The organism is Mycobacterium sp. NGS40 (assembly GCF_059812735.1).
In genome coordinates, this window is sequence record NZ_JCALDG010000013.1 from 73,411 (window position 1) to 96,653 (window position 23,243).

21 protein-coding genes and 1 pseudogene are annotated in these 23,243 nt (G+C 65.6%); 19 read left to right on the forward strand and 3 right to left on the reverse strand.

Annotated features, from left to right (window positions below; genetic code table 11):
* The first annotated feature begins 21 nt into the window (after positions 1-21).
* The 12 genes from AC5Y5O_RS20135 to AC5Y5O_RS20190 are packed head-to-tail and all read left to right on the forward strand — an operon-like array spanning position 22 to position 11,617.
* Entirely contained in the window at positions 22-1,140 is a 1,119-nt protein-coding gene (locus AC5Y5O_RS20135; RefSeq protein ID WP_036474152.1) for a thiolase family protein, read from the forward strand.
* Positions 1,137-1,577, forward strand: a complete 441-nt coding sequence (locus AC5Y5O_RS20140) for a Zn-ribbon domain-containing OB-fold protein (RefSeq protein WP_036473801.1) — start codon at positions 1,137-1,139, stop codon at positions 1,575-1,577. Before AC5Y5O_RS20135 ends, AC5Y5O_RS20140 begins: the two co-directional genes overlap by 4 nt.
* Positions 1,574-2,869: an aromatic ring-hydroxylating oxygenase subunit alpha gene (locus AC5Y5O_RS20145; RefSeq protein ID WP_176234842.1), complete on the forward strand. Its 1,296-nt coding sequence runs from the start codon at positions 1,574-1,576 to the stop codon at positions 2,867-2,869. Before AC5Y5O_RS20140 ends, AC5Y5O_RS20145 begins: the two co-directional genes overlap by 4 nt.
* Complete coding sequence (locus tag AC5Y5O_RS20150) at positions 2,866-3,381, forward strand: aromatic-ring-hydroxylating dioxygenase subunit beta (protein ID WP_036473799.1); 516 nt, start codon at positions 2,866-2,868, stop codon at positions 3,379-3,381. Before AC5Y5O_RS20145 ends, AC5Y5O_RS20150 begins: the two co-directional genes overlap by 4 nt.
* A gap of 16 nt (positions 3,382-3,397) precedes the next feature.
* On the forward strand, positions 3,398-5,005 hold the full coding sequence (locus AC5Y5O_RS20155) for a class I adenylate-forming enzyme family protein (RefSeq protein WP_096290770.1): 1,608 nt from the start codon (positions 3,398-3,400) through the stop codon (positions 5,003-5,005).
* Positions 5,002-5,784, forward strand: a complete 783-nt coding sequence (locus AC5Y5O_RS20160; protein WP_036473797.1) for an enoyl-CoA hydratase/isomerase family protein — start codon at positions 5,002-5,004, stop codon at positions 5,782-5,784. The genes AC5Y5O_RS20155 and AC5Y5O_RS20160 overlap by 4 nt, the downstream gene beginning before the upstream one ends.
* 6 nt (positions 5,785-5,790) lie before the next feature.
* The gene (locus AC5Y5O_RS20165) at positions 5,791-7,281 is read left to right on the forward strand and encodes an aldehyde dehydrogenase (protein ID WP_036473795.1); all 1,491 of its coding nucleotides are present in this window, start codon (positions 5,791-5,793) and stop codon (positions 7,279-7,281) included.
* Between the two features lie 22 nt (positions 7,282-7,303).
* Positions 7,304-7,906: a flavin reductase family protein gene (locus tag AC5Y5O_RS20170; protein WP_036473793.1), complete on the forward strand. Its 603-nt coding sequence runs from the start codon at positions 7,304-7,306 to the stop codon at positions 7,904-7,906.
* Positions 7,906-9,069: an acyl-CoA dehydrogenase family protein gene (locus AC5Y5O_RS20175; protein WP_036473791.1), complete on the forward strand. Its 1,164-nt coding sequence runs from the start codon at positions 7,906-7,908 to the stop codon at positions 9,067-9,069. Before AC5Y5O_RS20170 ends, AC5Y5O_RS20175 begins: the two co-directional genes overlap by 1 nt.
* A gap of 11 nt (positions 9,070-9,080) precedes the next feature.
* Complete coding sequence (locus AC5Y5O_RS20180) at positions 9,081-10,010, forward strand: LLM class F420-dependent oxidoreductase (RefSeq protein WP_084163676.1); 930 nt, start codon at positions 9,081-9,083, stop codon at positions 10,008-10,010.
* Positions 10,011-10,023: 13 nt separating this feature from the next.
* Complete coding sequence (locus AC5Y5O_RS20185; protein ID WP_036473789.1) at positions 10,024-10,761, forward strand: alpha/beta fold hydrolase; 738 nt, start codon at positions 10,024-10,026, stop codon at positions 10,759-10,761.
* A 7-nt stretch (positions 10,762-10,768) separates the two neighbouring features.
* On the forward strand, positions 10,769-11,617 hold the full coding sequence (locus AC5Y5O_RS20190) for a thioesterase family protein (RefSeq protein WP_036473788.1): 849 nt from the start codon (positions 10,769-10,771) through the stop codon (positions 11,615-11,617).
* A gap of 7 nt (positions 11,618-11,624) precedes the next feature.
* Here the strand turns inward: AC5Y5O_RS20190 and AC5Y5O_RS20195 are convergent, their stop codons facing one another.
* On the reverse strand, positions 11,625-12,854 hold the full coding sequence (locus AC5Y5O_RS20195; protein WP_036473786.1) for a CaiB/BaiF CoA transferase family protein: 1,230 nt from the start codon (positions 12,852-12,854) through the stop codon (positions 11,625-11,627).
* A 147-nt stretch (positions 12,855-13,001) separates the two neighbouring features.
* Here AC5Y5O_RS20195 and AC5Y5O_RS20200 point away from each other — a divergent pair, with 147 nt between their 5' ends.
* The 6 genes and pseudogenes from AC5Y5O_RS20200 (at position 13,002) to AC5Y5O_RS20225 (ending at position 21,314) form a co-directional block, all read left to right on the forward strand.
* Positions 13,002-15,440 carry a CaiB/BaiF CoA transferase family protein gene (locus tag AC5Y5O_RS20200; RefSeq protein ID WP_036473784.1) on the forward strand — a complete coding sequence of 813 codons (2,439 nt, stop codon included), beginning with the start codon at positions 13,002-13,004 and terminating at the stop codon, positions 15,438-15,440.
* Entirely contained in the window at positions 15,437-17,005 is a 1,569-nt protein-coding gene (locus AC5Y5O_RS20205) for an acetyl-CoA acetyltransferase (RefSeq protein WP_036473782.1), read from the forward strand. The genes AC5Y5O_RS20200 and AC5Y5O_RS20205 overlap by 4 nt, the downstream gene beginning before the upstream one ends.
* Positions 17,006-17,425, forward strand: a pseudogene (locus tag AC5Y5O_RS20210) (NAD-dependent epimerase/dehydratase family protein); the annotation flags it as partial. It lies immediately after the preceding gene.
* 46 nt (positions 17,426-17,471) lie between these two features.
* Positions 17,472-18,239 carry a hypothetical protein gene (locus AC5Y5O_RS20215; RefSeq protein WP_232232254.1) on the forward strand — a complete coding sequence of 256 codons (768 nt, stop codon included), beginning with the start codon at positions 17,472-17,474 and terminating at the stop codon, positions 18,237-18,239.
* Positions 18,240-18,244: 5 nt separating this feature from the next.
* Positions 18,245-19,801, forward strand: coding sequence for a wax ester/triacylglycerol synthase family O-acyltransferase (locus AC5Y5O_RS20220; RefSeq protein ID WP_232232268.1), 1,557 nt, complete (start codon positions 18,245-18,247; stop codon positions 19,799-19,801).
* Positions 19,802-20,411: 610 nt separating this feature from the next.
* Positions 20,412-21,314, forward strand: a complete 903-nt coding sequence (locus AC5Y5O_RS20225; RefSeq protein ID WP_232232267.1) for an alpha/beta fold hydrolase — start codon at positions 20,412-20,414, stop codon at positions 21,312-21,314.
* A 25-nt stretch (positions 21,315-21,339) separates the two neighbouring features.
* Here AC5Y5O_RS20225 and AC5Y5O_RS20230 read toward each other — a convergent pair whose 3' ends face one another.
* Together AC5Y5O_RS20230 and AC5Y5O_RS20235 are read right to left on the reverse strand one after the other, a co-directional pair.
* Positions 21,340-21,639 carry a hypothetical protein gene (locus AC5Y5O_RS20230; RefSeq protein WP_036473777.1) on the reverse strand — a complete coding sequence of 100 codons (300 nt, stop codon included), beginning with the start codon at positions 21,637-21,639 and terminating at the stop codon, positions 21,340-21,342.
* Positions 21,640-21,735: 96 nt separating this feature from the next.
* The gene (locus tag AC5Y5O_RS20235; RefSeq protein WP_036473775.1) at positions 21,736-22,203 is read right to left on the reverse strand and encodes a hypothetical protein; all 468 of its coding nucleotides are present in this window, start codon (positions 22,201-22,203) and stop codon (positions 21,736-21,738) included.
* Positions 22,204-22,377: 174 nt separating this feature from the next.
* Here AC5Y5O_RS20235 and AC5Y5O_RS20240 point away from each other — a divergent pair, with 174 nt between their 5' ends.
* Entirely contained in the window at positions 22,378-23,151 is a 774-nt protein-coding gene (locus AC5Y5O_RS20240; protein WP_330981754.1) for an SDR family NAD(P)-dependent oxidoreductase, read from the forward strand.
* Positions 23,152-23,243 lie beyond the last annotated feature (92 nt).

Below are 23,243 nucleotides of genomic sequence, written 5' to 3' on the forward strand. Positions count from 1 at the left end.
GCCGACCTGGTCGGCCTGGGCATGACCCCTATGTCGCTGCGTCCCGGCGCGACGCCCCTAGAACTGGCCGTCAAGGCGAGCGCCGCCGCGCTGGCCGACGCCGGACTCGGGCATGCCGACATCGACGGGATCCTGGTCGGCTCGTCGCAGGGCGTCCGGCCGGACCGGCTGGGCGTCGGCTTCGCCGCCGCGGCTGGCTTCTCGGACCTACGCCTGCTGGAGCACGTCGAGATCAAGGGCGCCACGACGATCGCCATGATCCAGCGCGCGCGCCACGCGATCGTCGCGGGCGAGGCGTCGACCATACTGTGCGTCTTCGCTGACGCACCCCTGGTGGCCGGCCGCGGTGCCGGCTCGACCTACGCACACAGTGGCGGCAACGTCGGGGTGCGCGGCCTGGAGCGCGCCTCCGGGCTGCTTGGCTCGGTGCCGACGTATGCGCTGATGACCCAGCGCTGGCTGCACGTCTCAGGCACCCCTGCCAAAGCGTTGCGCTCCGTCGCCACCACGGCCAGGGCATGGGCGCGCGGCAACCCCGATGCGGTGAACCGAGAGCCGCTCGACGACGCCGACTATGACTCTTCCCCGATGATCGCCGAACCACTTCGGCTGCTGGACTGCGCCCGGCCGGTGAACGGGGCGGTCGCCGTCGTGCTCACCGGGCGGCCCTCGGTCGGCGTCACCCGACTGCGGGTTCGCGGAGCCGGGCGCGAACACCCGGTGCGGCGCCGCCGCGCGGGAGCCGAGTCGTGGTTCGGGGGCGGTGGCCGCGCGGTACAGGACGCCCTCGACCAAGCCGGCATGGCCCGATCAGACCTGCACGTCGCCGAACTGTACGACCCGTTCTCGATCGTCACGCTGGCGCTGCTCGACGAATACCGGCTCACCGGTGACGTTCCGGCGGGTGCATTCGTGCGCGACGGCCACACCGGGCCGGGCGGCACGCTGCCGACCAACACCGGTGGTGGCCAGCTGTCCGGTTTCTACCTGCAGGGTATGACGCCGTTGGCGGAGGCGATGATTCAGCTGCGTGGCGCCGGCGGGCAACGTCAGGTTGCCGGGGCGACGGTCGCACTGGTCGGCGGTATCGGCGGCCGGATGGACCACCACGCCGCCTTGGTGCTGGAGCGCGCCGCATGACCGCCACGGCGGTCGAGGACTGGTTGCTGGACAGCGCGCTGGCACCCACCGCCGACGACGACGTGCTGGCGCCGCTGTACCGAGCGGCCGCGCGCAATGAGCTCGCATTACCGTTCTGCGCGGCCTGCGCCCTGCCGCTCGAGCTCGATCAGGAAGTCTGCGACGGCTGCGGAAACACCGAAAATGATTGGCGCACAGTCGATCTACACGGCACTGTACACGCGGCGACACTTATGCATCGCTGTGAGCCCGGCCTGGTGCGCGGCGGGGCGCCGTACCCCATCGTCGACGTCGAGCTGGCAAGCGGGCACCGGATGGTGATGACCACCGTGCAACCCGCGGACACCGCACCGCCCATCGGCACAGCGGTGCGCATCGGCTTCCGCCGACTGGGCGACGTCGCCATCCCGGCCATCGACATTCTGGAGGATCAATGACGACAGTCGAATCCAACGCTGCTGTAGACGAATTCGACGTCGACACTGTCATACGCCGCGACCGGGTGCACGGGACGGTGTACACGTCCGCCGAGATCTTCCGCCGTGAAATGGACAGCATCTTCAAGACCGGCTGGGTCTATGTGGCGCATGAGAGCGAGGTCAGCGAGCCGGGTGACTACCTCACCCGGATGATCGGCCATGACCCGGTTGTCGTGGTGCGCGGCAGGGACGGCGTGGTTCGGGTGGTGCTCAATCGCTGCACCCACCGTGCCAACAAGCTGTGCAACGCCGAGAAGGGCAACGCCAACTCGTTCCGGTGCCCGTATCACGGCTGGACGTTTGGCAATACGGGTGCGCTGCAGGGTGTTCCGATGCGTGAGGGTTACGGCGAGGAGTTCAACAAAGTGCGCGCCGAGCTGGGTCTCGCCCAGGCGCCCCGGGTGGACAGCTACGGCGGATTCGTCTTCGCGTCGCTGGCGCCCGAGGGCATCTCGCTACAAGAGCACCTTGGTAAGGCAACACGCGCCATCGATCGCCTGCTGAACCTGTCCCCCACCCGCGAGATCGACCTGCGGGCCAATTGGATGAAGCACCTGCACCACGCCAACTGGAAGATGGTGGTGGAGAACAACGTTGACGGCTACCACGCACTGTTCACGCACGCCTCGGTGTACGACGCGATCAAGCCCGCCAAGGTGTCGCACGTCCCGACCAAGGTCGACGTGCTGGTCCGCGATCTCGGCAATGGCCATTCCGAGATCGACTACAGCGACGAATACCGAAAACTCGATGAGGAATTCGTCTGGTACGGCCGGATCCCGCGGGCCAAGCTGGCCGGCTACGTCGACGCACTGGAAGGTGCGTACGGTCCCGAGCAAGCGCACGACGCTTTGGTGGTGGGTCCGCCGCACACACTGATCTGGCCCAACCTGTTCCTGGCCGAGATGAACGTAATGTTCGTCGAACCGCAGGCCCCCGACCGCACCGTCGCCTATACCACCGCGGTCCTCATACCCGGCCAGGACGCGTTGAACGAGCGCACGCTGCGCCGTTCCGAGGGGGCGATGGGTCCGGCCGGCTTCTTGATCGCGGACGACGGAGAGATCGGCATGCGCAACCAGGCCGGGCTCGCCGCCGAGCTGCCCGAGTGGCTGGTGCTGGCCCGCGGTGTCGACGGCGATGTGACCGACGAAAGCGGAATCATCAACCGCGACAAAAGCGCCGAGACTCCCCAGCGCGGTTTCTACTCGCACTGGGCCTCGGTCGTCGGCGGGAGGACCGGAGCATGACCGTCAACTCTGAAGCCCAGACGCGTCCGGTTCTGCGTCCGCTGCCGGACCCTGAGATCCTGTCGTTTCTTTATCTGGAGGCGCGGCTGGCCGACGAGGGCCGCTACTCGGAGTGGGAAGCGTTGTGGGCCGACGATGACGACACGGTCGAGTACCGCGTCCCGATGCACCCTGACGACGACCCGCGGAACACGCTGGCCTACATCAATGACAACCGGCGACGGATCAAGAGCCGGGTGGCGCAGCTCAACACCGGCAACCGGCACTCACAGACACCGCCGTCGGTAATGCGGCGTGTGGTCTCCAACAGTGAGGTGGTGGAAACGGGCACCAACACGGTCACGGTGGAATCCAACTTCGCGCTATTCGAATACCGTCTGCGTCAACGCTTCTGGGCCGGCCGGGTAGCCCACACCATTCGCTTGTCGTCAGAAGGCCCGCGGTTGATTCGCAAGATCGTGCATCTGATCGACGCAAGCGGCCCGGTCGAGACACTCGCTTTCCTGATTTGAACGGACTTCTCATCTGATGCTCATCGGTGACATCGCAACCAATAACGGCCGCCGCTACCCCGACAAGCGTGCGCTGGTCGACGCCGACCGGGCGCTTACCTGGTCGCAGGTCGACGAGCGGGCCCGGCGGCTCGCCGCCTTCCTGATCGGCCGCGGGTTGGTACCGGGCGATCGGGTGATGGTGATCGCCCGCAATTGCCTTGAATGGCCGGAGATCTCGTTCGGTCTGGCCAAAGCGGGGTTGATCACGGTGCCGGTGAATATCAGGCTGGCTCCCGACGAAGTCGCCCACGTCCGCGACGACTCCGGCGCACGAGCTGTCATCATCCACGCCGACCACGTGGACAAGTTCCTGGGCGAATTGACGGAGCTGGCACTGATATTGAGCGTGGGTGCGCGGTCAACGCTCGGCACGAACGAGTTGGTCACCGACTACGAGACGGCGCTGGCGCAGGCGCAGCCCGGCGACGGGCACCGCGACGTCACGCCGGATGACGTCGCGTTCATCCTGTACACCAGCGGCACGACCGGTCGAGCCAAGGGCGTGATGCACACCCACCGCGCCCTGCTCTACCAGGCGGCGGACACAAACCTGGTGACCGAGGCCAACCGCTCGGACGTCATGCTTGCCACCACCCCTTTCTTCACGGCGGGCGGCATGGTCCGCACGGTGTCATGGCTTTACCTCGGTCAGACCATGGTGATCCATCAGAGATTCGACCCGCAGGCCGTGATCGACGAGATCGAACGCAGCGCCATCACGTTCACGACGTTCATCCCGACGATGCTGCACCGCACGCTGGCGATCCTGGAAGACGGACCACCGCGGGACGTGTCGAGCCTGCGGCGCATCTCCTACGGTTCCGCGCCGGTTCCGCCGGGCCTGGCACGCAAGGCCATGGACCTGCTCGGTTGCGACCTGCAGCAGCGCTACGGACTCACCGAATGCGGCGGACAAGCAACGATTCTCACGCCCGAGGATCACCGCGACATCGTCGCCGGCAAAACCTCGATTGCGACCTCATGCGGGCGGGAAACGCCGATGTGCGTGATCCGGGTGGTCGATGTCGACGGCAACGATGCCCCACCCGGCGACGTCGGCGAAATCGTGATCGTCAGCCCCGCCAACGCGATTGGCTACTGGAACCGGCCCGAGCAGACCGCCGAGACGTTCCGACCCGACGGGTTGCGCAGCGGTGACTTGGGCTACCTCGACGAGGAAGGCTACCTCCATATCACCGGTCGCAAAACCGATCTCATCATCTCCGGCGGGTTCAATGTCTATCCGGCGGAGATCGAGCGGGTGCTCGCTCAGCATCGCGACGTAGACATGGTGGCGGTGGTCGGGGTGCCTGACCCTGAGTGGGGCGAGACGCCGGTGGCCGCCGTGATTCCCAAGGCCCACGTCAACGATGAGGACACTCTGAGCGTCGAGCTGGCTGCGCTGTGTCGCGCGGAACTGGCCGGTTACAAGCAGCCGCGCCGGTTCGTGTTCCGGCGCGAGTTCCCGTTGGGCCCTGCAGGCAAGATCCTCAAACGCGAGATCGCTAACCAGGTGAACCACGTCGCCGAGGCGGATGCGAAGATGCCGGTATCGACCGCATCGACCGAGGAGCGCCCGTGATCGAGCAGACCGACCTGGCCACCATCGAATTTTCGGTGACGGACCACGTCGCCACCGTGGCACTCAACCGGCCTGCGAAGCTGAACAGCTTCACCGAACAGATGGCCGCCGAGCTGGCCACGGTGTGGGCACGGGTGCGCGACGACGAGGACATCCGGGTCGCGGTGCTGTGCGCAAACGGGGAACGCGCGTTCTGCACCGGCATCGACGTGACCGAGGGCACCTGGTGGAAGCACCAACCGATCTTCAACCAGGAGGATCCGGGGGAGCTACTGGGGCCGAAGGCACACAAGGTGTGGAAGCCGGTGATCGCGGCACTGCACGGCATCGTGGCCGGCGGTGCCATGTACTTCGTCAACGAGTGTGACTTCTCGATCTGCAGCGAGACGGCAACCTTCTTTGACCCACATGCCAATGCGGGCATCGTCTCGGCACTGGAGCCGATGGGCATGCTGGCCCTCGGCGTGCCCTACGGCGAGGTGATGCGCTGGGCGCTGCTCGGCAGCGAGGAGCGGATGTCGGCGCAGACCGCACTGCGAATCGGGCTCGTGACTGAAGTGGTCCCCGACGACCAACTACGCACCCGGGCATTCGAGCTCGCCGGCGAAATCGCCGGGCGCAGACCAAATGGTGTTCAAGGCACCGTTCGCGCGATGTGGGAGGCCCGTGATTTGACGCCCAGCGTCGCCGCCCGACACGGCAAGTTCTTCACCGACCTTGGCAATGCCGGAGCCAGCCCGGACTCGTTGAACAACAAGAAGAAGCCGCGAACTCGATGAGGACGCATGACTGACACCGCGACCGAGACGTTGGTCCAGTTCGATCTACTGATCGGGGGCGAATCATCGTCCGCCGCATCGGGATTGACCTACGACAGCGTTGACCCCTTCACTGGAAGGCCCTGGGCACGGGTGCCCGACGGCGGGGCTGCCGATGTGGATCGCGCCGTGGCCGCCGCTCGTGCCGCGCTGAACGGACCGTGGGGTGCGCTCACCGCGACCGCCCGTGGCAAGCTGCTGGGGCGACTCGGTGAGATCATCGCGCGCGAGGCCGAGCAGCTCGCCGAACTCGAGGTGCGCGACGGCGGCAAGCTGGTTCGCGAGATGGTCGGCCAGATGCGGTCTTTGCCAGATTACTACCGCTACTACAGCGGGCTGGCGGACAAGCTGCAAGGAGATGTCATACCGGTCGACAAACCCAACTACCTCGTCTACACGCGCCATGAGCCCGTCGGTGTGGTCGGCGCGATCACGCCCTGGAACTCACCGCTGCTCCTGTTGACGTGGAAACTCGCCGCCGGCCTGGCCGCAGGCTGCACGTTCGTCGTCAAGCCCAGCAACCACACCCCGACGTCGACTCTCGCGTTCGCAAAGCTGTTCGCCGAGGCGGGCTTTCCGCCAGGTGTCATCAATGTCGTCACCGGCTGGGGTCCGGAGACCGGTGCTGCGCTGGCGTCGCACCCCGGTGTCGACAAGATCGCGTTCACCGGCTCGACGGCCACCGGCATCGAGGTCGGTAAGGCCGCGATCGAGAACATGACCCGGTTCTCACTCGAACTCGGTGGCAAGTCGGCGCAGGTGGTGTTCGCCGATGCCGACCTCGACGCCGCGGCCAACGGGGTGATCGCCGGCGTCTTCGCCGCCACCGGCCAGACGTGTCTGGCGGGCTCGCGCCTGTTGGTCGATCACAGCGTCGCCGACGCTCTGGTGGACAAGATCGTCGCCAGGGCGGCGACCATCAAACTGGGAGACCCGAAGGACCCGACGACCGAGATGGGCCCGGTGTCCAACCAGCCGCAGTACGAGAAGGTGCTGTCGCACTTCGCTTCCGCACGTGAACAGGGAGCCACGATCGCCTACGGCGGCGAGCCGGCAGGTGACCTCGGCGGCTACTTCGTCAAGCCGACCGTGCTGACCGGCGTCAACCCCTCGATGCGTGCCGTCGCTGAGGAGATCTTCGGACCCGTACTGGCGGTGATGACCTTCGCCGACGAGGACGAGGCCGTCGCCGCGGCCAACAGCACCGAGTTCGGATTGGCCGCCGCGGTGTGGAGCAAGGACGTTCACCGCGCGCACCGGGTGGCCGCCAAGTTGCGCGCGGGCACGGTGTGGATCAATGCGTACCGCGTCGTCGCGCCGCACGTTCCGTTCGGCGGCATAGGCTACAGCGGCATCGGGCGGGAGAACGGCATCGACGCCGTCAAGGACTTCACCGAGACAAAGGCGGTGTGGGTCGAGCTGTCCGGGGAGACCCGCGACCCGTTCACGCTCGGCTGAAACGACAAAAGGGGCGAAAGACATGACGTTAGACTTCGCGGCCGCCGACAAGGTACTGGCCGGACTACGGCCATTTCCGGTGGCAGTAACCACGATTGACGACAGCGTTGACCCCCCATTCTTGAATGGCCTGATGTCGCTGTCGGCCGGCTCGGCTAGCATCGTGCCCGAACTGCCACGCGCTACGGTCAGCCTGACCAAATACAACAAGACCCACGACATGCTGGTCAACTCGGGCATTTTCGTGATGCATATGCTGTCGGCCGGTCCCGACGAGATCGACAAGTCCATGGAAATCCTGATGACACTTGGCGGCAGTTCGGGCCGCGATGGCGACAAGATGTCGAAGCTGCGCACCAAGCCGGGTGTGACTGGCGCGCCGATCCTGCTCGATGCCCACAGCTACGTGGAGTGCCGCATCACCGGATCGTTGGACAATGATGAGAACACCATCTTCGTCGGCGACGTCGTGGCCGCGGAGGTGTTCAGCTCCGCGCAGCGGCTGCGGATCGGTGAAGCGTGGGGCAAACTGCCACCCGACTGGATCGAGCGATACGAGGCGAATCACGAGCCGCAGCTGCAGAGCGCGCGGGACCTGCGGGCTGCCGCTGCGGCACGGGTCTAATGGCCCAAGAGCCTTCTGGCGCGTGGCAGCTGCCCGAAGAATTGGTGATGCTGCGCGACACAGTGCGGCGGTTCATGGCTGCGCAGGTGCATCCACTCGAAGAGAAGCTGGAACACGACGCGGTCGGGTTACCTCGCGAACAGCTGGTGGAGTTTCAGGCGAAAGCCAGGGAGCTCGGACTGTGGGCGCTGCAGACGCCGGCCGAGTACGGCGGCGCCGGGCTCAGCGTGCTCGGCCAAGTCGTGGTCGCCGAAGAAGCCGCGAAATGCCGTATGGGAGCCTTCTTTCCGGCCCTCGGTGCGTTCGGCGGCAACCCGCCCAACATCATGTTCAAGGCGTCTGCGGAGCAGTTCGACAGATACGCCAGGCCCATCATCGACGGCACCATGTCCAAGGCGTACACCGCGATCACCGAGGCTTCAGGTGGGTCGGATCCGGCGCGGGCGATCAAACTCAAGGCGGTGCGTGACGGCGACGGCTACGTGCTCAACGGTTCGAAGATGTGGATTTCGCACGCCCCTGATGCCGATTGGGGTGTGGTGTACGCCCGCACCGGTGAGGGGGGCCAGGGTATCTCGGCATTCATTCTCGAGAAGGACACCCCGGGCGTCACGTTCAGCCGCATCCCTGTGATGGCATCGTTTGCCCCGTATGAGTTGCACTTCGATAATGCGCGGGTACCCGCGGACCGACTGATCGGTGATGAGGGTCAGGGTCTTTCGCTGGCGAACGAGTTCCTGGTACACGGCCGCATCGTGTACGGGGCCGGCCCGATCGGCATCGCGCAGAGCGCATTGGACATGACCTGCCAATGGGCCAAGGACCGGGATGTCTTCGGCGGCAGACTTGCTGATAAGCAGGGCGTCAAGTGGATGCTTGCGGACAGTGAGGTAGACCTGCGGGCCGCCCGGCTGCTGATCTACCAGGCCGCCTGGAACGCCGACCTCGGCCGCGACGTTCGAGTAGACGCCTCGGCGGCCAAGATGTTCGCCACCGAGGCAGCCTACCGAGTTCTGGACCGCTGCATCCAGACTCACGGCGCCCTGGGAATCTCCACCGAACTGCCGCTGGAAAGATGGTTTCGCGACCTTCGGGTCAAGCGGCTCGGGGAAGGCGCCACCGAAGTGCAGCGCGAAGTCATCGCGCGATCACTGGTGAAATAGTCGCTGCGACAATGGAGCTGAAAGGGGCCGAAGTGCGCTACAACCTGATGTTCCCGATGCGGGCCGTCAAGCACTGGAACAGGTGGTGCGAGGGCGTGGGCATCGGCGATGTCGCACAATTGGTGGAAGACGCAGGCTTCGACGGCTTTTCGATGTCCGAACACCCATATCCCGATCGGGAGTGGTTGGCTCGCGGCGGCCACCACGCTTTCGATCCGTTCGTGTCGCTGAGTTTCGCGGCGGCCGCCACCACCCGCATCCGATTGATGACCTACATCCTGGTGTCGGGTTATCGCAACCCCTACCTGACGGCAAAGGCCGCAGCGAGCTTCGATCTGCTCTCAGGTGGTCGGTTCACATTAGGCACGGGAGCCGGCTATCTCAAGGCCGAATTCCAGGCGTTGGGAGCCGACTTCGACCGGCGCGGCGCGCTGCTCGACGAGGCAATCGCCGCCTGGAGGGCGACCTGGGCGGGGGTCGACCACGACGGGCCGGAGTTCGGGGTCAGCGGACATGTCGCGCTGCCACCGCCGCTGACGACGGGCGGTCCGCCGATCTGGATCGGCGGAAACGGCGCGGCCGCGCAGCGCCGGGTCATCGAGGTCGCCGACGGCTGGATGCCGATGGCCGCTTCGGGCGAGATGGCTGCGATCACCCGCTCCCGGCCCCTGGAAGACATCGAGACGCTTGGCGAGTGGGTCGCGAGAGTGAACAAGCAGCGCGCGGAGTCCGGCCGCGACGCTGCCGACGTTGCCTTCGTCCCGTTCGAAGCAGACCTGCTGGCCAGCGGTGACTGCACCGGGTTTTGTGCCGCGGTGCGGCCCCGGCTGGATGCCTACGCCGAGGCGGGCGTCACGTGGATCACCATCGAGCCGGCCAGCAGGAGCTACACCGACTTCCGCGCCGACATCGACACGTTGAGCTCCCGGTTGATCGACTGATGAGGGTCCGACCATGACTCTGCCCGACCTGGTGCTCGTCCATGGCGGCGAGCACGCCGGCGACTGTTGGGATCTCGTCGTCGCCGAAATACACCGTCGAGAACCGGGATTGCGCACTCTCGCGGTGGATCTGCCCGGGCACGGCAACAAGCCAGGTGACCTCGCGACCGTGACGATCTCCGAGTGGGTGGACTCCGTCATCGCCGACATCGAGGAAGCGCGGCTAGGTGACATCGTGATCGTGGGCCACTCGATGGCGGGGGTAACGGTCCCCGGCGTCGTCGCTAAGCTCGGTTCCTCCAGAGTCCGGGAGATGATTCTGGCAACGGCATTCGTTCCGCCTCAGGGCTCGGCCATCGCGGACACACTCGGTGGGCCGCTAGCGCTCTTCGCTCGGCGCGCCGCCCGTATCGGCAGACCCATGAAGCTTCCAACGCCGGCGGCACGCTGGGCGTTCTGCAACGGCATGACCCCCGCGCAGCGCCGATTGGCGATGTCGAAGTTGCATGCCGAGTCGGCGCGGATACCCGGTGAGCCGGTGGACCGTAGCGGACTACCCGCCGACGTCCCACGCACCTGGATACTGACCACCCGCGACCGGGCCCTGTCCGTGGCATCGCAGCATGCAAGCATCGCCGCCCTGGGCGGGGTGGACACCGTCATCCCCGTTGATGCCTGCCACGAATTGATGTTCAGCGATCCGGAACGTGTGGCGCAGATACTTATCGAGCGATGCCGGTTACGGGGGTAGGGATCAAGTGGAGGACTCATCAGCGAAGCCGGCCCACGCCGCGCCGACCTGCTTCTTCGTCACCGACGGAAACGCTTACGTACCAACCCGATTGACGCAAGGACCCTGGGGTCCGTCAATCAGCGGTAACTACATCGGCGGGTTGCTGGCGCGAGCGGTCGAGCAAGAAGTCGACGACGCCGACATGCAGCCCGCCCGGCTGACGGTGGATCTGCTGAGGCCGGTGGCGCTGCAGCCCCTGCAGATGCACTCGTCGGTGGTGCGCGAGGGCCGGCGACTTCGCGCGGTCGACGCGGTCATGACTCAGAACGACGTTGTGGTGGCCCGCGCCAGTGCGTTGTTCCTTCGCCGCAGCGAGCATGCCGTGGACACGGTGTGGACGTCGCCGATCAGCATGCCCTCAGTACCGGCGGAACCCGACGCGTTGGCCGACGATGTCCCCATGGTGCTGCATTCGTTCGGCCGGGACCCGGTCGCGGGCAGTCCTGGTGTCGGAGTCACCGAATGGCGACACCATGGGCAGAAGTTCGTCTGGCTGCGGGAGACCAAGCTGCTCGTCGACGACGAGCCACTGTCGCCCTTCACCCGCGCCGTCATGGCCGGGGACGTCACCAGTTCGTTAACCCACTGGGGCACTGAAGGCTTGCAGTTCATTAACGCCGACTACACCGTCACGCTCAGTCGCTTGCCGCAAGGCGTCTACATCGGGTTGGCGTCGATGACGCACTACAGCCACGCAGGGGTCGCCACCGGCGTGGCGACGCTATTCGACGACAAAGGACCCATCGGCAGCGGTATGGCAACGGCGTTGGCGAACCCGGGATTCACGCCACCACCGTCGATAGTGTTGGGCTGACCAGCGCTCAGGTGATGGCGCCCTCGATCTTCAGTTCGATCAAGTCGTGATCGTTCATGCCGAGTTCCCGCAGCACCTCATCGGTGTGCTCGGCGAACATCGGCGCCCGGGTCAGGTGGGCCGCCGCCTCATCGAACTTCACCGGGTTCGCCACGAGCCGTTGCTGATTGCCCTGGGCATCCCGAAGGTCGGCGATGCGGCCGTTGGCGATCAACGACTCGTCGTGGGCGACCTCCCAGGCGTCCTGCACCGCAGACCACTGGCCCTTGAGAAGGCTCAGCAGTCGCGTGCACTCGTCGAAGGTCCGCGATCCGATCGCGTCTGCGAGCAGCGCGGCGGCGTCATCGGCGTGGGTCGCCAACGACTCGAGCGAAGCGAATCGCTCGTCCGCGGCGGCTGCGTCGAGTCCGAAGAGTCGACAGACGGATGCCCAGTACCGACTGGGCTGGAGCATCGAAAGCTGGATGAAGCGGTCGTCCGAGCATCGGTAGGCGCCGGTGAGCGGGTTGCCCAGGGTTTGGGTCCGCTGGTCGATCTTTGGCAGCGGGCAGCCGTAGAGCATCGCGAGGTTGACGCTGGACTGGTTGGCCCACGCCCCGACCGCCAGCAGCGATACGTCGATGACGGACGTCTGCCCGGTCGTCTGCCTGCCGTAGAGGGCAGCGGCGACGGCGCCGGCGATGGTGATGCCGCCGATGTTGTCGCCGAAGGCACCCGCCGGCATGCCCGTCGGCACCTCGGATCCCGTCGGCGTGACCCCATCAGCGTTGCCGGCCCGCGCCCAGAACGCCGTTGCGTCGCGCGCGCGCGTCTCACGGTCAGGCCCTTCGCTCCCGAATCCGCTGCCCGCCACGTAAACGATCGCCGGATTGATACGCCGTACCTCATCGAGGTCGATCCGTAGCTTCGCCCGCGCCTGCGGCAACAGGTTGGTCAGAAAGACGTCGCTGCGCCGGACGAGCTCTTCGAACACTGGCCGTGTCTGTTTCAACGCCAGAGACAGTCCGACACTGCGCTTGCCACGGTTGGGGGCCTCGACCGTGGGTGAGAACGAGACTCCCGGTGTGGCGGCGGAGCGGCCGGCGACGGTGACGAGTCCCCGTTGCGCGTCTCCTGTGACCGGATTCTCGATCTTGATGACGTCGGCGCCCCAGTCGGCAAGGACCGCTCCCGCAGAAGGCACAAAGGTGAATTGCGCGACCTCGAGGACGCGCACACCGGTCATCGGCTTCTGCACCCGTTCACCTCTGTCCTGCTGGCCGCGCCGCCTAGTGCCAACATAGGTTACTAGGTAAGCAATGTCGAGGTCTACTATCGGGTCAAGATGTTCGACAAATTCCGACCGCAGACCGAAAGAGGCGCAACGACATGGGGACGGACGACGATGTCGACACCATCGGGTGATGGTCCGAGGCACGAGTTGCCCCTGAGTGGGACGCGGGTCATCGACCTGACGGATGGTGTCGCCGCCTCGTCGACACGGCTGCTGGCCGAGCTGGGCGCTGACGTGGTGCTCGTCGAGCCGCCTGAGGGACTCGCGTCACGACGTGCACACCCGCAACATGACCGTCTCGGACTTCCTTTTCTCACCGCACATGCCAACAAACGGGGCGTAGTCCTCGACTTGAGAACCGACCGGGGTCGCGCCGCCCTGCTGTCGCTCGTGGATCGCGCCGACATAGTCGTGGAATCCCTGCCTCCCGGAACGCTGGACGGCCTTGGCGTGGGGCCCAGTGTCATGCGAGAGCGCAACCGCGCACTCGTCGTGGTGTCGATTACCGCCTTCGGGCAGACCGGCCCCTACCGCGACTGGCGAGGCACTGAGGCAGTGCAGATGGCGATGTCGTCCGCCTTGACCCGATCCGGCGCTCCGGATCGCGAGCCCCTATTGCCGCCGGGCGATTTCGCCACCGAGGCCGGCGCCGTGCAGGCGGCGTACGCCGCGCTGATCGCCTATTATCGCGCGCTCGAGTCCGGCCTCGGCGACTACGTCGACTGCGCCCTGCACGACATGGCCGTGCAAGGGCTCGACCCGGGCTTTGGGATGGCCGGCACCGCCACCATGGGCCGCCCGATCTCCGAGCTTCCACCGGGGCGACCGGACGCGCGAATGCTCTACCCGATCTTCGCGTGCGCCGACGGCCACGTACGGCTGTGCATGCTTGCGCCCAAGCATTGGCGGGCGATGTTCATCTGGCTTGGAGAGCCCCAGGAGTTCGCGGACCCGTCGTTCGAGCAACTCATCACCCGGTTCACGTCCTGGGACACACTCCGCAAAGTGATCGCCGACCTGTTCGCCGACAAGACTCGCGATCACATCGTCGCGCGGGCAAGCGAACTCGGTATCCCCATCGCAAGTGTGAACACGCCCGCCGAAGCCGCAACCAGCGATCATGCCACGAGCCGCAGGGCGTTCGTCGATGCCGAAGTCGCACCCGGGCTCGTCGGTCGGATGGCCAACGGTTACCTGGAATTCGGTGGCGAACGCGCTGGATTCCGTTTTCGGGCACCCACTTTGGGTGAGCACACCGACGAAGTGCTCAGCGGTGTCGGTGGCGGTGTGCCGGCTGGATCTGCGAGTTCACCTTCGCCTGCGGCCAGCCTGCGCCCGCTGGAAGGGCTTCGCGTCCTGGACCTCGGGGTGATTGTGGTAGGCGCCGAAACGGGACGCTTGCTCGCCGACCAGGGGGCCGAGGTCATCAAGGTCGAGAACCGGGCGTTCATGGATGGGGCGCGTCAGGCCGACACCCCGGAACGGGTTAGCCATGCCTTCTCAGTGGGTAACCGAAATAAGCTGAGCTTGGGCCTGAATCTGCGGGATCCGCGTGGTGCCGAACTGATGCGGGGCCTGATCGCCAAGTCGGATGTGCTGTTGACGAACTTCAAGCCCGGCACGATGGAGTCTCTGGGATTCGACGACGACACTCTGCGCGAGCTGAATCCCGCCATCGTAGTGGTTGAAAGCAGTGCGTTCGGCAGCAGCGGACCGTGGAGCAAGCGTATGGGTTACGGCCCGCTGGTGCGGGCGGCAGTTGGGCTGACCACCCTGTGGCGGCACCCGGATGCACCCGAAGGGTTCGGCGACGACATGACCGTCTACCCCGATCACGCCGCGGCACGGGTCGCTGTGGCAGCCATCATCGCCGCCCTGGTGGCCCGCCGACGCAGCGGCAAGGGCACGAAAATCACCGTGGCGCAGATGGAGACGGTTTTCGTCCAGTTGTGCACCGACTATCTGCGCGAATCGCTGCAGCCAGGCACGATGACCGCCCGGGGCAACGTCGGTGAGTTCGACGCGCCGTCCGGGGTATATCGCTGCGACGGTGAGGACGCCTACTGCGTCGTGGGGGTCGACGGCGATGCCGATTGGATCAATCTGGCCGCGGCCATCGGTAGAGACGATCTCGCCCGTCGCGACGACCTGCGCTCAGCCGACGGCAGGCTGGCTCACCGCGAGGAGCTCGATCGAGCCGTCGGGCAGTGGGCGTTGCCGCTCGATCCCCGGGATGCCGCCGCACAACTGCAGGCTGTCGGCGTCGCGGCCGGCGCGGCTGTGCACGTCAAGGACCTGCTCGACGATCCGCAGCTTGCGCATCGACACGCGCTGGGCCAACTGCGGCAGCCTGGTTGGGACGAGCCGCTCACTGTCGAGACCGGCATCGCGCTCTTCGATTCGATCGCGCCACCGCTATTGAACCCGGCACCAACCATGGCACAAGACACCCGATCGGTGTGCCATGCCGTGCTGAAACTCAGTGACACCGAGATAGATCAGCTTGCTCGGGAGGGCGTCCTCGAATTGTCCGAAGGGACAACGGGATGAGCGATTCCATCGATCCCCACACACCGGTGATCGTAGGTGTCGGTCAATTCAGCGAGCGGATCGATGATCCCGACTACCGGGGATTGTCGGCGGTCGAGCTGGCCAGCGAGGCCGCGCGTGCCGCACTTCGCGACTGCGGTGCCGACGCGACCGCTGCTGCTCGCCGGATCGACACAATCGCCGGAGTGCGCCAGTTCGAAATCTCCACCCCGTGGGCGACGGCGCCGTTGGGGAAGGCCACGAACTACCCGCGGTCCGTCGCGCGACGCATCGGGGCGAGTCCCGCCGACGCCATCCTGGAGGTGGTGGGCGGCCAGAGCCCCCAGCACCTCGTCAACGAAATGTCGGCAGCCATCGCCGCCGGCGAGCGAAACGTCGTTCTGTTGTTGGGGTCTGAAGCCATCTCCACTGTCCGTCATCTGGCGTCCGCTGACGACAAGCCCGATTTCTCCGAAGTCGTCGACGGACAATTGAACGACCGCGGATACGGACTGGAAGGCATGAGCGGCGCGGAATTCGTCGCCCACGGGCTGGTCGACGCGGCGTCGCAGTACGCACTGCTGGAGAATGCCCGCCGGGCGCGGCTGGGGTTGACTCGCGAGCAGTACCGCCAACAGATGGCTCAGCTGTTCGCTCCGCTCAGCACCGTCGCCGCCAGAAACCCGTTCGCGGCGTCGCCGGTCGAACGCAGTGTCACCGAGGTGGCCACGATCACCCCGTCCAACCGCTTGATCGCCGACCCGTACCCGCGGTTGATGGTGGCCCGCGACCAGGTGAACCAGAGTGCCGCAGTGCTCGTAATGACGGTGAGCGCCGCCACCGAACTCGGTGTGCCTGAGGATCGTTGGGTGTTCCTGCATGGACACGCAGACCTACGCGAACGAGTTCTGCTGGAGCGACCTGATTTGAGTCGGGCACCATCGGCCGTGGCGGCAACGCTGGAAGCACTGCGTGTCGCCGACATCGACGTGGACGGGATAGCTACGTTTGACCTGTACAGCTGCTTCCCGATCGCCGTGTCCAATGTGCTTGAGGGACTCGGTCTTTCGGCTGATGATCCTCGGGGATTGACTCTGACTGGTGGGCTGCCCTACTTCGGCGGCGCAGGCAATAACTATTCGATGCACGCCATCGCCGAGACGGTCCGTGCGATGCGCGAACGCCCGGGCTCGCACGGGCTGGTCGGCGCCAATGGCGGGACCTTGTCGAAGTATTCGGTCGGCATCTACTCGACGACTCCTCGTACTTGGCGAGCCGACCGAAGTGCCGCCCTCCAGTCAGAGCTGCAAGCTCGGCCCGTCGCCGAGGTGGCACAGGCCCCGGAGGGAGACGCTCGCATCGAGACATACACGGTTCGCTACACCAAATCGGGTCCCGCCGGCATCGTCGTCGGCCGCGTCGATGCGGACGACCGCCGCTTCCTGGCCAACCCCGGTGAGGGCGACCAGGACCTTCTCGACCTGCTCATCGACGGCGAACCGATCGGCGCCCCGATCGTGGTGCGGCCGGACCCGACCGGCAACAAGGCGGCGCTGAGCACTGCCGGAATTCGGAGGGTGCGTTAGATGAAAGTTCTGGTGACCGGGGCGACGGGACCGTTCGGCCGTGCCGTGTGTCGGCGCCTGGTCACCGCAGGCCATGACGTCACCGCCATGGCTCGCAACCGGCCGCAGACTCTTGTTGACGGTGTCGCCTTCACGGCCGGCGACGTCCGTGACGCCCGTGCGGTGACCGACGCGGTGTCTGGATGTGACGCAGTCGCGCATTTGGCGTGGGTCGTCGCTCCACTCAGGACCGAGGCCGCTACCGAGGAGATCAATCTCGGCGGGACCCAGAATGTGTTGGACGCGATGGCCGCAACGGGCTGTCAACGGCTGGTGTTCTCATCGTCAGTGCTCGCGTACGGAGCCGTGCCCGGTCATCCACCGACGCTGACCGAGACCGACGAGCGGCGACCGCCTCGCGAGCACTTCTACGCAGCGCACAAAAAAGCGGGCCGAGGACCTGATCGACCGCAGCGGGGTAGACGCGGTGATAGTGCGTGCGGGCATCATCGCCGGACGCGACGTCGACAACACCATCTTCCGGTTTTTCTCCAGTCCGGCATTGCCGGTTCCCGACCCAGACCGTCACCAACAGTTCGTGCACACCGACGACGTTGCGCGTTTCACCGCAGAGGCGGTGTCGCACACCCATACCGGTGCGGTCAACATCACCGGCACAGGCACTCTCACCATGCGCGAGATCGCACACATCATCGACCGGCCGCTCATCCGGGTCCCTGAGCGGGCCCTTCGAACGGCAATCAGCGCGGCCTGGAAGCTCGGAGTCAGCGAGCTGGCGCCCGGCGAGATCGGTGGCCTGCTGTACATGCCGATCGTCGACACCACCCGACTCCACGACGAGTGGGGGTTCACCTGCGCGTGGTCGAGCAGGGCCGCCCTCGAGGACATGGCTCGCGCCGCCCACGGCGTGGTCTCCTTGGGCAAAAGGACTGTCACGTTGCCCTGGCGGGTATCTCCCGGTTCAACCGAACATGTAGGTCCACTGCGCGCAATCCTGTTGCGGCGCACCTACGCAGACGAAGTAGACCGCGTCGTCCGCGATATCGAGCAGCTCGTTTTGGAGGGCAGGACGGAAGAAGGGCCCACAGCGGCTGCTCGCCGGCAGCTGATTCTGGATATGGCGGAACACAGCACGCTACTGGCCCGCATCGGTGACCAAGCGCGCCTGCCCGCGCATCTGGTGGCACGGGCAACCCAGGCCAGCGCGGCTGCAAAGGAAGGGATTTCACCGTGAAGCAGATGAATGGGCTCGACCGGATGTTCATCAATGTCGAGACAGCGAGGTTGCCGATGGACATGTTCGGCATCCTGATGCTGGACCCGTCTACCGCACCCGACGGGCACGATTTCGCCAGGTTTCGCGCCGAGATGGCGGCGCGACTGCCCAAGATCCCGGTGTTCGCCCGTCGTGCGGTGTCCGCACCCTTCGGCGCCGGCCACGAACACTGGATCGTCGATCCGAATTTCACCATCGACCGCCACCTCAAACACCTCGGCGCCCCCGCCCCGTACGATCTGTCGGCGTTGTGCGAGTTGGCCGTATCCCTCGCCGATGAACCACTGGACCGAACCCGTCCGCTCTGGCAGATGTACTACGTCGACGGACTTGCCGACGGGTCAGCAGCAATCCTGCTCCGACTGCATCACGCCGCGATCGACGGCGTCGGTGGCACCGAGATGCTGAGTGAGCTATTCGATAGGGCACCCCTGCCGATGGACCCTGACCTGGCAGCCTACAGAGTCAACGGGGAGCGGGTGCCGTCTCAAGTGGAGATGCTGCTCCGTTCCGTTCCGGATCAGATGCTCATACCCGTCAAGCTTGCTCAGCGCTCGGTTCCCATCGCCATCCCGCTGTTGAAGGGTTTGCTGTCCCGCGCCTCCTCGGCGGGCCGAACCACTGCCAAGCCCGACGTGGACGAAGCATCGCCTCCGGAGAAGAAGTCGCCCACCGGCCCTTCCCCCGCCGCATCCCGAAACTTGCTGAACCGGTTGACGTCTAGCCCCAAACGTTCGCTTGCCGTCGCGTCCCTGTCGATGTCGGAGGTGAAGCGGGCCAAGGATCGGTTCGGGGTGACGCTCAACGACGTCGTGCTGTCGATCACGAGCGCCGCCGTTGCAGACTATCTTCGGGACCGCGACGAGTTGCCCGGCGAGCCGTTGCGCATCGCTGGGCCGGTGAACGTTCGCGATGAAGCCGCCGAATCCGCCAGCGGCAACCACTTCGCGTTCATGATGGTGCCGGTACCTGACATCGCCGACCCAGTAGAACGCATCCGCACGGTGTCCGCTTTGACAGCCAAACGTAAGCCGGCACGCGCCAGCTCCGGGGCCACAGTGACGCGCACCAACCGCAAACCCACCGGCACCGTCAGCCAGGTGATGAAGCTGATCGACGCACTGCCAACCGGCGCATGGCTGGCATTGGGTCAGCTGGTGAATTCTCCGGCCGTCGAAGCCGTCCCGCCCATCGCGAACTTCGTGGTATCCAACATTCCCGGGCCGAGGGACAAGCTCTATATCGCAGGGGCCGAAATCACTCACATGTACGGACGGACCATGGTGGGAGCAGGCATCGGTCTATTCATCCACTGCCTCAGCTACGGCGACAGCCTTGATTTCGGGTTCACCGCGCTGGCCGACCTCATTCCGGACCCGGAAACAATCGTCAAGGGCGTGCATCGGCATCTGTCGGAGCTGCTGAACGCTCCAGCGCAAGGTTCGGACCAACGCACTGGTCTCGCCGCCCGCCGCGAGACGAAGGCTGCTGTCGCACAACGCAACAAGGTCAAGAGTTAGTGCTCGGCGAGTCCGTCCACCACATCCACAAAGGAGCCTCTGTATTGGCAGCACGCCAAGTGCCATCAAGAGCTGAAGTAGCGTTACTGGCCGACTCTAGGGGTCCGCAGCCGGCGAAATCTGGGCCGTCCAGTAACTGCCGCCACGGCATGAGCACCAAACCCCGGGGAAACCCGCCTGCGATTGTCGCGGCGTTGGTGACGAGTCGACGAATCAGCGCGTCGCGAAGCGCATTGACCACCGGCGTCTCCTTTTCGTCCTGTCGCGCCACGGTTCTGAGGCGAGTCGCGCCTTCGCTTCGACAGCCACCGAGAAGGGTTGCCTTGCGCGGGATCCCAGATAACACGAAGATGAGCCGACCGCATCGGCGGGCTTCGACCGAGACTAGTACAGCGCTGGCTGCACCGACAGTGAGAGTGATATACCAAGTTGAGGTGCCCGAATGGTGATGGCGGCCACAAATCGGACACAGGTGCCTCCGGGCTCCCGTATCAGGTTCGCACATCACCTCATTGAACTCGGTGACGGTCGGCGCGTCGGAGTTTCGGTCGGTGGCCACGGTGTCCCCTTGGTCTTCTTCCACGGGATCGGGATGAACCGGCGCGTGTACATGAAGCTGCTCAGCCGGCTTCCCCAGCTGGGATTTCTGGTAGTCGCCATCGATGCGCCAGGGCACGGGGAGACGTTCGCACCCAGAATTGGCGAGCACACGTTCGCCCACCGAATCGCAGTCACGGAACGGATTCTGGAAGGTCTCGGTATCGAGCGGGCCGTTCTCGTCGGTCACAGCATGGGTGGTCGCACCGCCGCAGAACTGGCCGCGAGACATCCGGAACGCGCGCTCGCGGTAGTCCTCATCGATCCCGCGATCGGCGCGGCCTTCGACGCGTCACGGGTGCGCATCGCATCACCGATGCGAACCGGCGCTGCGCTCGCCGCGGCGGTCGGCGACACAATCGTCGACCGGGTGGGGTTACGCCGTCGCGATCAGGTCCGCTACATGCGCACGCTGAGCAAACTGTTCTTCAACACGGCCGCCCATCCGGCGACATTCGCCTCCGCGGCGAGAGCAGTTGCCCGGGCTGACGACAGCGCGAACGCGCTGAAAGCGCTATGTAGGGCCAAGGCTCGGGTCGTCATCTTCCACGGCGAGCAGGACAAGATCGTCCCTCTCGCGTCCGCAGTCGATGCGGCACGTCTTAGTGGAGCGTTGTTGGTGACGCTGCCCAAGGCCTATCACTCATGGGTGCTCAACACCCCGTGGACCTTCACTGAGATCCTCAGCCGGCTGATCGCCGAGAACCGGCTCGGCGAGGACCTACGATCGGCAACGTCACCGCCGAGGCGGGGTGTCGGACCTGACAGCGAAGGTATGTCTCGCCCCGACGCGCTGGTTCACGGCCTAATCCCCCAGATCAGCGTCCTTGGCAAGGCGTATCCGCAACGGCGCCGCATGTACCACCGGTATCGAATCTGGGATCCCCAGGAGGTAGCGGACTTTGCAGCGAGTTAAGCCCCGACGAAGACTGTCTTCTGACCTATCGAGATTCGGTGTGCAGAGCCTGGGAGATCGGAATGGCCACCGCTGCACACGTCACCAGCATGACGAGCCCGCCGAGCGCTTGATCCCAGGCGACCGAAATCTTCAGCGGGCCAGCGGCGCCCGGGCCGCCCCACGCACCGAATACGGACAGCAGCCCGACGAGCGCGGCGATTTCTTGCGCTGCGAGTAACGAGATGCGACGAATCTTCAACGGAAGGACTGCGGCTGTCCGAAGCACGACAAACCAATACGCTATGCCGATCATCGATGCGCCAATGGCGAGCCACAACGGCACGACATTCCTTGCCCCTCCGTGGTGATGTCCTCCCGGAAGGTGGATCGCGATGAGCAGTGCCGCGTAAGCCAGCGCCGATCCCCCGCTCAACAAGATCTAACCAGCACGGCGGCAACCGGTGCGCCCCGTATCTGCGGCGGACGGCAGGACCGTGAGTATCCAGAGCGGGACCGCAACCAACTGCACCTCGAGAACAATCATGCCGACCAAATGCGACTGCGCAGCGAGCACACGAACTGGGTGAGACGCCATGCAAATAATGGCGGCGGCGGCGCCCACCACGGTGACGATGATTTGTCGGCGCAACACCCACCAGATGAACGCGGCTACGGCCAGCACACCGACAGTGAACACCGGCCACGTCCAATGCAGATGTGGCGCAGACGGTTTCGGCACGTCTGACATCGGCGCCATACCGTGCGTCGGTGCCATGCCCTGCTCATGGCGGTGCCCCGCAGGGCGGTCGGTCCAGACCAAGATGCGGGCCAGCACGAGTCCGCCGACGAGCTCTGCCGCTGCGATGATCCAGGTACGCGCCAGCGGAGCGCCGCGCCAGTCAGTCATGCGCTGACCCCCGCCAGACAACCAACGCCTCTTTCCCCGACAGGCCATCCACGTGGCTGAGTATATGGTCAACTAGGTTTGATAAGTGCGATCCGTCGAGATCAATCCCGTCTGGCACCGAGTCCGGCTGCCGGACGCGTCGCAGTGGTGGCAATGCCCGACATGGAGGTCCGCGTGACGTCTCTGCAGACTCCCGGCGAGCTCTTCGATCTGAGCGGCCAGGTTGCCGTCGTGACCGGAGCGTCCAGCGGGCTCGGCGACCGGTTCGTCCGTGTGCTGCACGCCGCGGGTGCCTCGGTCGTCGCCGTGGCCCGGCGCTCGGATCGACTCGCCGCGCTCGCGGCCGAACTCGATCGCGTGCTCCCGGTCACCGCCGATCTAGCCGACGACTCCGCAGTCGAGGAGATCGTCCCGCAGACGATGCAGCGCTACGGCCGGCTCGACATCGTTGTGAACAATGCCGGCTTCGGCTCCCCCCAACCAGCGGTTGAGGAACCTATCGATGCCTTCCGGCGCACCTTGGAGGTCAATCTGGTCGGCGCCTTTCATCTCGCCAGGCTGGCCGCCGTGCCGATGATCGCCACGGGAAGTGGCTCGATCATCAACGTCTCCTCGATCCTCGGTCTCGTCGCCGCCTGGCCGATCCCGGACGCCTCGTACAGCTCCTCGAAGGGAGCCCTGGTCAGCCTCACCCGTGACCTCGCATGCCAATGGGCACGACATGGAATACGGGTCAACGCTCTGGCGCCGGGCTTCTTCCCCAGCGAAAGCTCGGCTCCGATGATGGAGGACGAAGCAAGCCGGCGCTATCTGCGCACGGGGTGCCCGATGGGACGAATGGGTGAACCCGACGAGCTCGACGGAGCCCTCCTGTATCTGGCGTCGCGGGCCTCGACATACATGACCGGGCAGGTGCTGACCGTGGACGGCGGGTGGACGGCGCATTGATGGTACCGAGGTCGGCGCCAGCCGTCCGCAGGTAGGAGGCGACGATGACTTTTCTGGCTGGCTGTCGGGTGGTGTTGGATCTGGACTGACGA

What these genes read in the sequence shown, in the direction of transcription:
- AC5Y5O_RS20135 (WP_036474152.1), top strand. Translation starts at nt 22, where the DNA reads ATGACCCCTATGTCGCTGCGTCCCGGCGCGACGCCCCTAGAACTGGCC.
- AC5Y5O_RS20140 (WP_036473801.1), top strand. Translation starts at nt 1,137, where the DNA reads ATGACCGCCACGGCGGTCGAGGACTGGTTGCTGGACAGCGCGCTGGCA.
- AC5Y5O_RS20145 (WP_176234842.1), top strand. Translation starts at nt 1,574, where the DNA reads ATGACGACAGTCGAATCCAACGCTGCTGTAGACGAATTCGACGTCGAC.
- AC5Y5O_RS20150 (WP_036473799.1), top strand. Translation starts at nt 2,866, where the DNA reads ATGACCGTCAACTCTGAAGCCCAGACGCGTCCGGTTCTGCGTCCGCTG.
- AC5Y5O_RS20155 (WP_096290770.1), top strand. Translation starts at nt 3,398, where the DNA reads ATGCTCATCGGTGACATCGCAACCAATAACGGCCGCCGCTACCCCGAC.
- AC5Y5O_RS20165 (WP_036473795.1), top strand. Translation starts at nt 5,791, where the DNA reads ATGACTGACACCGCGACCGAGACGTTGGTCCAGTTCGATCTACTGATC.
- AC5Y5O_RS20170 (WP_036473793.1), top strand. Translation starts at nt 7,304, where the DNA reads ATGACGTTAGACTTCGCGGCCGCCGACAAGGTACTGGCCGGACTACGG.
- AC5Y5O_RS20175 (WP_036473791.1), top strand. Translation starts at nt 7,906, where the DNA reads ATGGCCCAAGAGCCTTCTGGCGCGTGGCAGCTGCCCGAAGAATTGGTG.
- AC5Y5O_RS20180 (WP_084163676.1), top strand. Translation starts at nt 9,081, where the DNA reads ATGGAGCTGAAAGGGGCCGAAGTGCGCTACAACCTGATGTTCCCGATG.
- AC5Y5O_RS20185 (WP_036473789.1), top strand. Translation starts at nt 10,024, where the DNA reads ATGACTCTGCCCGACCTGGTGCTCGTCCATGGCGGCGAGCACGCCGGC.
- AC5Y5O_RS20200 (WP_036473784.1), top strand. Translation starts at nt 13,002, where the DNA reads ATGTCGACACCATCGGGTGATGGTCCGAGGCACGAGTTGCCCCTGAGT.
- AC5Y5O_RS20205 (WP_036473782.1), top strand. Translation starts at nt 15,437, where the DNA reads ATGAGCGATTCCATCGATCCCCACACACCGGTGATCGTAGGTGTCGGT.
- AC5Y5O_RS20220 (WP_232232268.1), top strand. Translation starts at nt 18,245, where the DNA reads ATGAATGGGCTCGACCGGATGTTCATCAATGTCGAGACAGCGAGGTTG.
- AC5Y5O_RS20225 (WP_232232267.1), top strand. Translation starts at nt 20,412, where the DNA reads ATGAAGCTGCTCAGCCGGCTTCCCCAGCTGGGATTTCTGGTAGTCGCC.
- AC5Y5O_RS20235 (WP_036473775.1), bottom strand. Translation starts at nt 22,203, where the DNA reads ATGACTGACTGGCGCGGCGCTCCGCTGGCGCGTACCTGGATCATCGCA.